This is a genomic window from Neopusillimonas maritima (assembly GCF_003576595.1).
GTDB lineage: Bacteria > Pseudomonadota > Gammaproteobacteria > Burkholderiales > Burkholderiaceae_B > Neopusillimonas > Neopusillimonas maritima.
Genome location: NZ_NQOU01000003.1, coordinates 380712 through 393194, shown reverse-complemented (window position 1 = coordinate 393194; position 12483 = coordinate 380712). Strand labels below are relative to the sequence as shown.

Below are 12483 nucleotides of genomic sequence, written 5' to 3'. Positions count from 1 at the left end.
GCGCCGATGATAGTGGATGTACATCTGTGAAAGTAGGTCATCGTCAGGCTCTTATACCAAAACGCCCCAACATCAAAACATGTTGGGGCGTTTTACTTTGGAAGAACGAAAAAACGGTAAAATTGCCTGAATAAACCGCAAACTTATAAATCCAGGAGGTACTTCATGTCGGATGCGTTACAACCAGAAGAGAATAACGGGGTGTCGTTGCGTACGCTTACTCACATCGTTTATGGGCTTTTTGCCTTGGGTTTGATTAGTGCGGGTTTTCTGGGTGTTGCCTCGATAGCAGCAATTGTTCTTGCGTATCTGAAGCGAAGTGATGCAGCGGGTACTTTATATGCCAGTCACTTCGATTGGATCATACGTACTTTTTGGTGGGGCTTGTTGTGGCTCGTGCTTAGCGCAATGGCAACGTGGATTTTTATTGGGTGGTTAACAGGGTTGGTTGCCATTGTTTGGGTGGTATACCGCATCGCCAAAGGCTGGTTGGCGTTATTGTCGGGCGCAGCGCCAAGCCCCGAACTTTAAGCAAAGTACAGAGCAACAAAAAAGCTGCCATTGGCAGCTTTTTTGTTGTGTCTTTGTTTCACTTTAAATGGTTGCTAACCAGTTTGGTTAATTCGAACATAGACACCTGCTCTTTGCCAAATAAGGGGCGCAGTTTGTCGTCGGCATTGATATTGCGACGGTTTTTTGGATCTTGCAGGTCGTGCTTCTTAATGTAATCCCAAATTTTCTTGGTAACTTCCGTGCGGGGAACCGCTTCAGGACCAATGATTGCCGCTAAGGTGGGGCTTGGAGTAAGGGGCTTCATAAACGCGGCATTGGGTTTACGGGTCGTTTTTGTAGTCGTTGCCATATGTGGTTCGCTCCAGTGAAATTAAAAATCTTGTTTTCCCTGAGTACTGCGAATATGAAATACCCGGGCAAACTGTCTTGTACTCTATTTTTCCAGAATCTGCATCGGTGCAAATATGAGTTGCGTTTGCGCAGTGGCGCTTCACCGCATAAGAACTGCGTACCGTCTGCGATTGAAAAGGAAACACGTTAACATATTGCGATTAACTTTATTCTCAAACCGGCTGTATAAACTTTGTGACTTTTTCTATGGATATTTCAATAAACAGCTTAACCCTCACTCAGCCGGATGATTGGCATTTGCATTTACGCGACGGAGACATTCTGCGGTCTGTACTTCGAGGTTCCGTGGGGCAATTTGGACGGGCTATCGTTATGCCGAACTTAACGCCACCGGTTGTCAAGGTTGAACAAGCGGCTGCGTATCGCAAGCGAATTCTGCAAGCATTGAATGACACTGCCGGGGAGACACAAGAATTTGAACCATTAATGACACTGTATCTTACAGACGATACCCCGCCTGACGAGATTTATAAAGCGGCGGAAAGCGGGATTATTTACGGTGTTAAGTTGTATCCGGCGGGCGCAACGACAAACTCCGCTGCCGGGGTGACGGATTTGCTGGGTCGTTGTTTATCAACGTTAGAGGCGATGCAAAAAGTTGGGATGCCATTATTGATGCATGGCGAAGTTACAGACCCAAAAATTGATATTTTTGATCGAGAGGCTGTTTTTATCGATCGCGTAATGATCCCGCTCAGGGATGCTCTGCCCGAGCTGAAGGTGGTGTTTGAACATTTGACGACACGTCAGGGCGCAGAGTACGTGCGGGACGCCGCCGGGCCAATAGCGGCCACAATTACCCCCCATCATTTGCTATATAACCGCAATGCTTTGTTTAATGGAGGAATCCGTCCTCATATGTATTGCTTGCCGGTCTTGAAACGTGAAATTCATCGGCAAGCTTTGCTTGAGGCGGCAACAGGAGGAAGTGGCCGGTTTTTCCTTGGCACTGATAGCGCGCCGCATCTTAGGGGAATGAAAGAGAGCGCGTGTGGCTGCGCAGGCTGCTATACGGCTCCATACGCAATGGCGCTTTATGCGACCGCATTTGAATCGGTGGGCAAGCTTGATCAACTTGAGGCCTTTGCCAGTTTGAATGGCCCCAGGTTTTATGGCCTTCCGGTAAACAAGCGAAAAATCACGTTGGAACGTGCTTCTTACACGATTCCCGATGCCCTTAGTGTGGGCGATGATGAGTTGGTGCCGTTGGCAGCTGGTGAAACTTTACCCTGGCGTTTTGCTGACGCAGCATACACCTGATTTGGCGTTTGTTACTGTGTGCCGGTTTTTTTCGATTCCAGCTCCTCCCAGCGTTCGAACAGTCGGTTTAACTGATCGTCGATTTCAGTAATTTCGTTATTGATGCCGATGGCAATGTCCGGCGTATTCTCATAGGTTTTGGGGTCACTTAAAGTGTTCCCCAGTTCCGCTTGGCGCGCTTCAAGTTTGGCGATTTTTTCCGGGATACCTTCGAGTTCTTTTTCTTCCCAGGCAGTGAATCGACTGGCGCGATTTGCGGCTGGTTTCTTCCCGGGCGTTTTGTCTTCCCGAGCGTGAGGGCTCACGTCGTCAGCAGCTTGCGTTTGCGACTTGACGGCTGATTGTGATGAATTCTTTGATGAGCTAACGTTGCTTTGCACCAACCAATCGTCGTATCCCCCGGCATATTCCTGCCAATGGCCCTCCGGCTCACTGACGATTGTCTGCGTGACGACATTGTTTAGAAAAACACGGTCGTGGCTGACCAGAAGCACAGTACCGGGGTAGTCCTGCAGAAGTTCTTCCAGAAGTTCGAGCGTTTCGATGTCGAGGTCGTTGGTGGGTTCGTCGAGAACCAGAACGTTTGACGGGGTTGCGAAAAGTCGTGCCAGTACCAGCCGTGCCCGCTCGCCGCCCGAAAGGCTGCTAACCGGTGATCGTGCGCGAGCCGGGGGAAACAGGAAGTCTTCCAGATACGACATGATGTGCTTGCGTTGATCCCCAATTTCAACCCATTCGCTTCCCGGGCTAATGGTGTCGGCCACAGTTGCGGTTTCGTCGAGTTGTCCCCGCATTTGATCGAAGTAAGCGATGCTCAGGTTTGTGCCTGATTTCACGCTGCCTTGATCGGGTTCGAGTTCACCCAAAAGAATGCGCAGCAATGTTGTTTTACCCGCACCATTTGGCCCAATGATGCCAATTCGGTCTTTGCGTAAAATGACCGTGGACAGGTTGTTGATTAAAGTGCGCCCGTGGTAGCCGTGAGTAACGTGTTCAAGTTCAGCCACTATTTTTCCGGAGCGCTGGCCTTCGGAAATGGCCAGGTTAACGTTTCCAGTGCGTTCACGGCGGGCCGCACGTTCCCGTCGCAGTTGTTCGAGTCGTCGCACACGTCCTTCGTTACGTGTACGGCGGGCTTCAATGCCTTTCCTGATCCATACCTCTTCCTGCGCCAACAGCTTGTCGAACTTGGCATTCTGTTGCATTTCGGCTTCAAGCCATTCCGCTTTACGTTCTTGCCATTGGGTGAAATTGCCCGGAAAGCTAATGAGTTTGCCTCGATCGAGTTCGACAATGCGCGTTGTTACGGTGTCAAGAAATCGGCGGTCGTGCGTTATTAGCACAATGCTGAAGGCGGCACGTTTCAAGCGTTGCTCCAGCCAGGTAATGCCTTCGAAGTCCAGGTGATTGGTAGGCTCATCTAAAAGCAACAAGTCGGGTTCAAGTGTCATGGCTCGGGCTAGAGCGATGCGCTTTCTGGTCCCGCCCGAAAGGCCGTCTATGAAGGCTGACTCTTGCAAGCCTAGTTCGCTGATCAGCGCCTTGGCGCGCGCAGGACGCGCCCAATCTTCGTCTCGTTCAAATTCACCACAGATTTCATCTAATACGGTTTTATGTTCGCCAAGTTCGGGTTCTTGTTCAACGGTTGCAATCCTTAATCCGCCGAGGCGCTGAATTTCGCCGTCATCGGGCTGGGTGCGACCATCGAGGAGTTTCAGCAAGGAAGATTTGCCGGCGCCGTTTCTGCCGATAAGGCCAATACGTTCTCCTTGATGAATGGTGAGTTCAGCATGGTCAAGTAGTGCATGATGGCCGTAAGCGAGTTGCAGATTGGCGAGTGTAATGAGTGTTGCTGTCATGGGTAGGGTGATACGGTATGCTGGTGTCGCATTGTTCACGTTGTTGTAATGCGCACAGGTTTTTAACGATATAAACACTATTGTCGCAGGTTGCGAGGCTTTATTCAGTATTACAATGGGGGTGCGGGGCAGATCGGGTAGTCGCGGTAATTTTTTATCGAGGAAGGTCCGGACTCCACAGGGCAGGGTAGCGGCTAACAGCCGTCCGGTAACGATAGCCGCTTCGGCGGTTGTAATAACCGAGGAACAGGGCCACAGAGACGAGTCTGTTACGTGGGCGTGTTTCGGCGCGCACTGACACGGTGAATCCGTGTGGCGTACCTTGTATTGCAAGGTACAACGTAGCAGGGTGAAACGCGGTAACCTCTATCCGGAGCAACACCAAATAGGCATGCGCATGGCCTTTGCGGCCATACGGGCGGCCCGTCCGTGCATGCGGGTAGGTGGCTAGAGTTGGTTAGTAATAGCCAACCCAGAGGAATGATTGCCCATCGATATTCTCGATGTACAGAATCCGGCCTATAGATCTGTTCCGCACCTTTTTCGCGTGTTCATACGCCCTTTTGTCTCTTTCTCTTATTTTAAGCGCCGGCAAAAATTGTTTCGGCGCTTTTTTCGTGCGGTTCCCCCTTCGTGCGATCCCCCTGGATTTGATGGTTTTCCCAGCGTGTGGCGAATGAACCTGCACGCAAGCCTCACTATTTTTTTGTTGTAACGCGCTGGCGCGCCGAAGTGGGTCTGCTATTGAATAAAGCACTTCCAGTTGTTTTTGCAACATATTGATTTATTGACACAAATTTTTTTAAAAGTTTGGTTAGTTCGTTTGTAAGTACTTGTTGTCATTGAAAAAAATGCGATTTAGCGCTTGACCCGGTTTAACTGATGCCTTAGAGTGGGGAAAAGTAGGAAAAAGTGCAAAAAAGTGGGGTAAAAAGTGTTTCAAGGTTGCAGCGCACTCACGCTCGATGCGAAAGGGAGGGTCACCATACCCACCCGGCATCGTGACGCGCTGACATCGGCCGATCAGGGGCGTTTAACCCTTACGCGGCATCCTGACGGTTGTTTGCTGGTTTATCCCCGCTCCGTCTGGGAAGATCGACGCGAGCAAATTGCACGATTCCCCATGTCTGCGCGTCCTTTGCAGCGCCTATTGCTGGGTAATGCACTCGATGTCGATATGGACGGTTCGGGACGTATTCTCGTGTCGCCTGAATTACGTCAGGCGGCCGGACTGGCTCGGGAGGTCATGCTGTTGGGGATGGGGAGTCACTTCGAATTGTGGGATGCCGCCGAGTGGGCGCGCCGGGAAGCGGAAGACTTGTCCAAGGGCATGTCGGATGCACTCGAGAATTTTTCGTTCTGAGTGCGATGATGGAAAAATCCCACCTCCCCGTGCTTCTTGAACCCACGGTTAATGCCCTCGTTGATCCGTCTTTTGGCGTTAGGGTTCGTCGCAAATCTGTTCCCGAGGCGTCAGAGCCAAATTTGAATGGAGTGTTTGTCGACGGCACATTTGGTCGTGGTGGGCATAGCCGCTTGCTCTTGTCGAAATTAGGCCCGAAGGCCACTTTGGTGGTTTTTGATAAGGATCCTCAGGCCATTTCCGCGGCGTATGCGCTGCAAGCGCAAGATGCCCGCGTCAAGGTTATGCACCAAGGGTTTGCCGGAATGGCGCAGGCCTTGGCTGATTTGGGTGTTGAGCATATCGATGGGGTGATGCTTGATTTGGGGGTGTCATCTCCGCAAATCGATGAGGCTCAACGAGGTTTTTCTTTTATGCGCGATGGTCCGCTCGACATGCGCATGGACACCAGCAGGGGTTTAACCGCTGCGCAATGGCTGGCGCAAGCCAGTGTTGATGAAATTAGGGAGGTCATAGCGAAATATGGCGAAGAACGGTTTGCTCTCCAGATTGCAAAGGCGGTTATTGCTCGCCGCGAATCCAGGCCGCTGTGCACAACGCTCGACCTCGCCGAGCTCGTCGCCAGTGTCGTCCGCACGCGCGAAAAGGGCCAACATCCGGCCACTCGCACCTTTCAGGCTATACGGATTTACATCAATGAAGAGCTCGAGGAGCTCGCGCGCGCCCTCGAGGCAGTTTTAACGCTGTTGAATCCCGGAGGGCGCCTGGCCGTGATCAGCTTTCATTCTCTGGAAGATCGGATGGTGAAGCAGTGCATCGCGGCCGCTTCACGTCCGGCGGAAGCGACGGCCCGGCTGCCCATCCCCGAGAAAGATATGCCCAAGCCACTGTTGCGCTCGTTGGGTAAGGTATTGCCGGGGCAAGCAGACGTCGAGGCAAACTCTCGTGCCCGTTCAGCGGTGTTGCGTGCGGCGGAACGCACTTCGACGCCGCTGCCGTCAGGGGGTGGGGCCTCTTTCGTGCGGGGGCTCCCGTTGGGAGCGGTTTCCGGTAAACCAGCAAAAACGGGCAGGAGGCAGCGATGAGCCGTCTATGCCTGGTTTTTGCGTGCGTCCTAATGTTGTCGGCGTTGTCACTTGTAACGGCGCGTTATCAGTCGCGTTTGTTATTTGTTTCCTCAGAGCGTATGGCGGCCAAGACTCAGGAGCTGGACGTCGAGTGGCGTCGATTGCAGCTTGAGCGGGCTGAGTTGGCGCGTAATGCGCGTGTCGATCAGATTGCGCGTCAAGAATTGAAAATGGTGGTGCCAACGCCCGCCCAGACCGTTTACATGAAAAATGGGCAAATCGTGTCGGGTCCGGCGGCAGTGATGCAAGGGGGGGAGCAATGAAGCGTTTTCGTTTCCATGATAGCCCCGTACTTAACATTCAAATGCCGTTATGGCGTTCACGTCTTGTATTGGTGTTGATGCTGCTCGGGTTCCTGGCAATTGTGGCAAAAGCGTTGTACTTGCAGGGGTTGTCAAACGATTTTCTGCAGCAGCAAGGGGAGCTGCGTTACGAGAAAACATTGGTACTGCCCGCAACCAGAGGCAAAATATTCGACCGTACCGGTCAAGTGGTTTTGGCTTCCAGTGTGCCGGCCCGCGCTATCTGGACGGTGCCCGAGGATGCGCAAAAAGCAACGCCTGAACAGTTGGGTGAATTGGCGCGTTTGCTAGAGATGTCGCTTGAGGATATTCGTGCCCGGCTCGTGAACCTAAGCCGCAATTTCGTTTATATCAAGCGGCAGGTTTCGGTTGAGACGGCGCAGAAAATCGCCAAGTTGAAGATACCTGGTATCCATCAGCAAGCAGAGGTGCGTCGCTTCTACCCCGAAGGTGGAATGACGGCCCATATAGTCGGTTTCACCAATATTGAAGATCGTGGTATTGAGGGTGTTGAGCTGGCATTTGATCATTTGTTGTCGGGAGAACCCGGTACCCGGCGTGTTATTCGAGACCGTTTGGGTCGCGTGGTTGAGGATGTGCAGGCGGCCATCCCGCCGGTTCATGGTAAAGATTTGTACCTGTCGATTGACGCGGGTGTGCAGTACGATTTGTTCTCCGCCTTGGAGAATGCACGGATCAAAAATAAGGCTGCCGCGGCTGCAGGCGTCGTTATTGATGTGAAAACCGGGGAAATTCTGGCATTGGCCAATTTGCCCACCTACGATCCCAACGAGGGCGCCAATCGACAGGGTAAAGCCCTGCGAAACAGGGCGATGGTCGATACTTTCGAACCCGGATCAATCATGAAGCCGTTTACAGTGGCATTGGCTTTGGATCTCGGTCGGGTGCGGCCCGATACTAAGTTCGACACGGGTAACGGTAAGTACCGCTATCAGGGCGCTGTGATTTCTGACGTATCGCGTAATGGCGTTGTCGATGTCGGCGGAATTCTGCGTCGTTCAAGCAATATAGGTATGACCATGATTTCCGAGCGCCTGACGTCGCAGGAAATGTGGACAAAGTTTACTGAGCTTGGTTTTGGGCGTGCGCCTAATGCCAATTTTCCTGGTGTTGCGGAAGGGCGTTTGCGTCCTTGGGAGCGTTGGCGTCCCATTGAGCGTGCAACCATGGCGTACGGCTATGGTTTGTCGGCTTCCTTACTTCAGGTCGCACATGCTTACACTGCGTTTGCGCGTGATGGTGATATGGTTTCCCTGACGCTGGTACGTCGTCAGGGAAAGCCCACAAGTGTGCAGGTTTTCTCTCCTAAGGTAGCATCGACTGTGCGTGCAATGCTTGATGAGGCAGCGGGCCGTGACGGCGCGACATTGGCCCAAGTTCAAGCGTATCGCGTTGCGGGAAAAAGTGGAACAGCCAGAAAGTTGGTGAACGGGAAGTACAGCACGAAACAATATCGCAGCTCCTTTGTCGGATTCGCTCCTGTTTCGGATCCGAGGATTGTCGTGGCAATTTCCATTGATGAGCCCCATGCGGGCGTGTACTACGGTGGTCGCGTGGCGGCACCGGTATTTTCTGAAGTGGTCGCCAGCAGCTTGCGTCGTTTGGGGGTTCAGCCCGATGCGCCACTGGAGCCAGTATTAGCGGCCGGGCCGGATGACGGGGTGCCACGATGACTGCAAATCAAGTCTTGAATTGGTTAAAAGAGCACGTCGATCCTCAGTCTGACTTGTGCCTTGATTCACGCCAGGTAAGCTCTGGCGATGTGTTCTTTGCTTGCCCGGGTTATGAGGGTGATGGTCGAGACTATATCGCGCAAGCGGTGGCTAAGGGTGCGTCGGCTGTTGTGACTGAGCCCTTGTCGGGTATCGGTGTCGCTGCTTCGATATCGGTGCCGGTGCTTGAGGTTGAGTCGCTGCGACAGTTATTGGGGCAGGTTGCACACGAATGGTACGGCCGTGTCTCAATGATGATGTCGGTTATTGCAATTACGGGCACGAACGGTAAAACGTCAACTGTGCATTGGATTGCTCAAGCTTTGAACGATGCGGGGATTCCATGCGGGACAATCGGAACGCTTGGGGTTGCCTTGCCGGACGGTACGTTACTTGAAGGACGGTTAACTACGCCTGATGTGTTGTCAGTGCATCAGGCGTTGGCGACGATTTATCGCTCCGGTGCGCGATCGGTGGCGCTTGAGGCGTCGTCGATTGGTCTTGATCAAGGTCGTCTCGACGGCGTGGAGATTACGATCGCCGGGTTCACAAATCTTAGCCACGATCATCTTGATTACCATGGCTCGTTGGATAAATATGAAACGGCAAAACTAACACTGTTTAATAGACAGTCTGTCCGGCAGGTCGTAACAAACTTCGACGATGTCGTAGGTCGAAAGGTGCCTGCTGCCGCCCACCGTGGCATTCAGGTGCTTGGCTATTCCACGGGTGTATATGAAGGAGCCGCGGTACGTGCGGGCGAGATTCATGCCGGATCACATGGGTTGGTTTTTAATTTGGAATTGCCTGATGGAGCGGCCCAAATTGTGACACGCCTGGTTGGTCAGCATACCGTGTCGAATTTGTTGTTGGTCGCAGGGGTGCTGCATTTTCTGGGCTGGTCGGTTGTAAAAGTTGGGCGTGCATTGGGGCAACTGACTTCGGTACCTGGGCGGATGGACGTCGTTGAATCTATTGGCGGCAGTGTTGAGCCTGTCAGGCAGCCGATGGTTGTTGTGGATTACGCACATACGCCGGATGCGTTGGAGCGCGCGTTAGAAGCGCTTCGCGGTTTGGCCGAGGCGCGCGGTGGTCGTTTGCATTGTGTGTTTGGTTGTGGCGGTAACCGAGACCGCGGCAAGCGTGAAATGATGGGAGAAATTGCCGGGCGTTTGGCCGATAGGGTTGTCTTGACCAGCGATAATCCTCGCGGTGAGTCCCCGCAAGCGATTCTTGAAGATATTGTGGTTGGCTTGTCTGGCCTGGATTATCAAATTGTTGTGGATCGCTCGGAAGCGATTCTGCAAACAGTATGGTCTGCTGCAGCGGAAGACGTGGTGCTTCTTGCTGGGAAAGGTCATGAAACGTATCAAGAGATTCATGGCGAAAGATTGCCTTTTGATGATCGTGAGTGGGCTCGAGCAGCACTCTTATTGGTGACTGAGCCGACGTTAAGCACGGATACCCGTACGCTGGCAAGCGATCAAGTATTTATTGCGTTGAAAGGCGATCGGTTCGATGGACATCACTATCTAGACACCGCACTTGAGGCAAATGCGATTGCAGCCATTGTTGAAAGCCGTGTTAAGTCATGTGCGCTAACGCAAATTGCGTTGGGCGATACGCGCCAGGCTTTGCAAACGCTGGGGCGTGTCTGGCGCAAGCGTTTCGATATACCGCTCGTGGCCGTCACCGGTAGCAATGGCAAAACCACTACTAAAGAGATGATTGCCTCTATCTTTCGGGCCTGGCAGGGCGACAAAATGCTCTCTACTGAGGGCAATTTCAATAACGATTTGGGCGTGCCGCTAACGCTTTTGCGTTTGCGTCACCAGCATCGTATCGCCGTGCTGGAGTTAGGGATGAACCATCCAGGGGAAATCCGCTTGTTGGCCGGTATGGCGTCGCCAACTGTTGGCTTGGTAAACAACGCTCAACGAGAACACCAAGAATTCATGCATACGGTTGAAGCGGTGGCCCGCGAGAACGGATCAGTACTGCAGATGCTGTCGCCGGAGGGCGTGGCGGTGTTTCCCGGAGATGATGAGTATACGGAGCTTTGGAAAAAGTTATCGGATGCACGTCGATGCGTTTTATTTGGCTCGGCAGAAGGCATGGATGTAGGGGCTGAATATATTCAGGCAAAGCCCAGTCAAACAGTTTTCGAGCTGAAAACCCCTGTTGGGGAGTCGCTTGTGTGCTTGAATGCGGCAGGGTTACATAACTTGCGCAACGCACTGGCCGCGACAGCGTGCGCAGTGGCTGCAGGAGTGCCGTTTGACGCGATTGTGGGGGGGCTGGAGCGGTTTAACCCCGTTGCGGGCCGTATGCAGTTTTACCCGCAACAGGATGGTTATCAACTGATCGATGATACTTATAACGCGAACCCCGACTCTGTGCGGGCGGCAATTGAAGTGCTGGCCGAGTTGGCGGGGCGCAAAGTGCTTGTGTTGGGCGCTATGGCTGAGGTTGGCGAGCAAGGGCCTCAAATGCATGCCGAAGTGGGTCGTTATGCACGTGAGCAAGGTATTGATGTTTTGCTCACACTCGGTGCCGCAGCCAAAGACTGCGCTGTCGCGTTTGGCGATGGGGCGCACTCTTTTGCTGATATTGATGCGTTGCTCTCGGCGTTAAGCAATTTGACGCCGGCCCATGTTTTAGTAAAAGGTTCGCGCAGCAGCAAGATGGAGCGCGTTGTTCATGCCATGAAACAAAAACAATCATTGAATGGGGGGGCACACCATGTTGCTTGAATTGGCGCGGTGGTTGTCTGAAGAGCATGTTCGTGCTTTTGCTGTTTTTGAATATATTACGTTGCGCGCCGTGCTGGCATGCGCAACAGCATTACTGATTGGATTAGTCGCGGGGCCGGCCGTTATTCGCAGATTGACGGCATTGAAAATCGGCCAGGCCGTGCGTAGCTATGGTCCTCAAACTCACTTGGTAAAAACAGGTACGCCCACAATGGGTGGAGCGCTGATTCTTATCTCTATCGCCGTCAGCACATTGTTATGGGCTGATTGGACCAATCGTTTCGTTTGGGTTGTGCTGCTGGTTACTTTTGGTTTTGGCTGGATTGGTTGGGTCGATGATTATCGGAAAGTCGTGCATCGTGATCCGGAAGGCATGAAATCGCGTCACAAATTTTTCTGGCAGGCGTTAATTGGTATTGTGGCTGCGGTTTATTTGGCATTTGCAGTGTCTGCACCGGCTAACGCCGACCTATGGCCGTTATTTACCAACTGGGTTTCAAGCGGTTTTACGATGGCCTTGCCGGAAAGGGCCGACTTGATTGTGCCGTTTTTCAAGAGTGTCAGTTACCCCTTGGGCGTATTTGGATTTGTTGCGCTGACCTGGTTTGTCATTGTGGGTTCCAGCAACGCCGTTAACCTGACTGACGGCCTGGATGGTTTGGCCATTATGCCAACCGTCATGGTGGGCAGCGCATTGGGGATTTTTGCTTACGTTGTCGGCAGGGTCGATTATTCCAAGTATCTTTTATTTCCCTATATTCCCGGGGCTTCCGAGCTTATGGTGTTATGCGCCGCGATCGCGGGTGCGGGGCTGGCCTTTTTATGGTTCAACACCTATCCCGCTCAGGTCTTTATGGGCGACGTGGGGGCGTTGGCTTTGGGTGGCGCGTTGGGAACCATTGCCGTGATTGTGCGACAGGAAATTGTGCTGTTCATCATGGGCGGCGTTTTCGTCGTGGAAACCTTGTCGGTCATGATGCAGGTGGCGTACTTCAAGTACACGAAGCGGCGTTATGGCGAAGGACGACGAATATTTCGTATGGCGCCTTTGCACCATCATTTTGAAGTGGGTGGTTGGAAAGAAACACAGGTGGTCGTTCGCTTTTGGATTATCAGCATGATGTTAGTGCTGGTGGGATTGGCAACCTTGAAACTACGGTGA

The 12483-nt window shown here is 52.6% G+C and carries 10 protein-coding genes and 1 other RNA gene; 9 read left to right on the top strand and 2 right to left on the bottom strand.

From position 1 onward, the window contains the following. Nucleotides 1-165: 165 nt before the first annotated feature. The gene (locus tag CJO09_RS10355; RefSeq protein ID WP_114421149.1) at nucleotides 166-531 is read left to right on the top strand and encodes a DUF4870 family protein; all 366 of its coding nucleotides are present in this window, start codon (nucleotides 166-168) and stop codon (nucleotides 529-531) included. 58 nt (nucleotides 532-589) lie between these two features. Here the strand turns inward: CJO09_RS10355 and CJO09_RS10350 are convergent, their stop codons facing one another. Beyond that, nucleotides 590-862, bottom strand: a complete 273-nt coding sequence (locus tag CJO09_RS10350; protein WP_119442258.1) for an SWIB/MDM2 domain-containing protein — start codon at nucleotides 860-862, stop codon at nucleotides 590-592. 248 nt (nucleotides 863-1110) lie between these two features. Between CJO09_RS10350 and pyrC the strand changes: the two genes are divergently transcribed. After that, entirely contained in the window at nucleotides 1111-2184 is a 1074-nt protein-coding gene (gene pyrC / locus CJO09_RS10345; RefSeq protein ID WP_119442257.1) for a dihydroorotase, read from the top strand. 11 nt (nucleotides 2185-2195) lie between these two features. On the opposite strand, the gene CJO09_RS10340 is transcribed toward pyrC, so the two are convergent. Next, on the bottom strand, nucleotides 2196-4043 hold the full coding sequence (locus CJO09_RS10340) for an ATP-binding cassette domain-containing protein (protein WP_119442256.1): 1848 nt from the start codon (nucleotides 4041-4043) through the stop codon (nucleotides 2196-2198). A 125-nt stretch (nucleotides 4044-4168) separates the two neighbouring features. On the opposite strand from CJO09_RS10340, the gene rnpB reads away from it, so the two are divergent. The 7 genes from rnpB (at nucleotide 4169) to mraY (ending at nucleotide 12483) form a co-directional block, all read left to right on the top strand. Continuing rightward, nucleotides 4169-4581, top strand: an RNA gene (gene rnpB / locus CJO09_RS10335) — RNase P RNA component class A. A gap of 396 nt (nucleotides 4582-4977) precedes the next feature. Then, nucleotides 4978-5406 carry a division/cell wall cluster transcriptional repressor MraZ gene (mraZ, locus tag CJO09_RS10330; RefSeq protein ID WP_114421145.1) on the top strand — a complete coding sequence of 143 codons (429 nt, stop codon included), beginning with the start codon at nucleotides 4978-4980 and terminating at the stop codon, nucleotides 5404-5406. A gap of 8 nt (nucleotides 5407-5414) precedes the next feature. Then, nucleotides 5415-6491, top strand: a complete 1077-nt coding sequence (rsmH, locus tag CJO09_RS10325; protein WP_119442255.1) for a 16S rRNA (cytosine(1402)-N(4))-methyltransferase RsmH — start codon at nucleotides 5415-5417, stop codon at nucleotides 6489-6491. Then, the gene (ftsL, locus tag CJO09_RS10320; protein WP_119442254.1) at nucleotides 6488-6796 is read left to right on the top strand and encodes a cell division protein FtsL; all 309 of its coding nucleotides are present in this window, start codon (nucleotides 6488-6490) and stop codon (nucleotides 6794-6796) included. The genes rsmH and ftsL overlap by 4 nt, the downstream gene beginning before the upstream one ends. Next, on the top strand, nucleotides 6793-8529 hold the full coding sequence (locus CJO09_RS10315) for a peptidoglycan D,D-transpeptidase FtsI family protein (RefSeq protein WP_119442253.1): 1737 nt from the start codon (nucleotides 6793-6795) through the stop codon (nucleotides 8527-8529). The genes ftsL and CJO09_RS10315 overlap by 4 nt, the downstream gene beginning before the upstream one ends. Continuing rightward, nucleotides 8526-11321 (top strand): bifunctional UDP-N-acetylmuramoyl-L-alanyl-D-glutamate--2,6-diaminopimelate ligase MurE/UDP-N-acetylmuramoyl-tripeptide--D-alanyl-D-alanine ligase MurF, encoded by a 2796-nt coding sequence (gene murF / locus CJO09_RS10310; protein ID WP_119442252.1) that lies wholly within the window; start codon nucleotides 8526-8528, stop codon nucleotides 11319-11321. The genes CJO09_RS10315 and murF overlap by 4 nt, the downstream gene beginning before the upstream one ends. Then, a complete protein-coding gene (gene mraY, locus CJO09_RS10305) occupies nucleotides 11311-12483 on the top strand; it encodes a phospho-N-acetylmuramoyl-pentapeptide-transferase (RefSeq protein ID WP_114421140.1) in 1173 nt (390 codons plus the stop codon). Before murF ends, mraY begins: the two co-directional genes overlap by 11 nt.

What these genes read in the sequence shown, in the direction of transcription:
- CJO09_RS10340 (WP_119442256.1), bottom strand. Translation starts at nt 4,043, where the DNA reads ATGACAGCAACACTCATTACACTCGCCAATCTGCAACTCGCTTACGGC.
- mraY (WP_114421140.1), top strand. Translation starts at nt 11,311, where the DNA reads ATGTTGCTTGAATTGGCGCGGTGGTTGTCTGAAGAGCATGTTCGTGCT.
- murF (WP_119442252.1), top strand. Translation starts at nt 8,526, where the DNA reads ATGACTGCAAATCAAGTCTTGAATTGGTTAAAAGAGCACGTCGATCCT.
- ftsL (WP_119442254.1), top strand. Translation starts at nt 6,488, where the DNA reads ATGAGCCGTCTATGCCTGGTTTTTGCGTGCGTCCTAATGTTGTCGGCG.
- rsmH (WP_119442255.1), top strand. Translation starts at nt 5,415, where the DNA reads ATGGAAAAATCCCACCTCCCCGTGCTTCTTGAACCCACGGTTAATGCC.
- CJO09_RS10355 (WP_114421149.1), top strand. Translation starts at nt 166, where the DNA reads ATGTCGGATGCGTTACAACCAGAAGAGAATAACGGGGTGTCGTTGCGT.
- CJO09_RS10315 (WP_119442253.1), top strand. Translation starts at nt 6,793, where the DNA reads ATGAAGCGTTTTCGTTTCCATGATAGCCCCGTACTTAACATTCAAATG.
- CJO09_RS10350 (WP_119442258.1), bottom strand. Translation starts at nt 862, where the DNA reads ATGGCAACGACTACAAAAACGACCCGTAAACCCAATGCCGCGTTTATG.
- pyrC (WP_119442257.1), top strand. Translation starts at nt 1,111, where the DNA reads ATGGATATTTCAATAAACAGCTTAACCCTCACTCAGCCGGATGATTGG.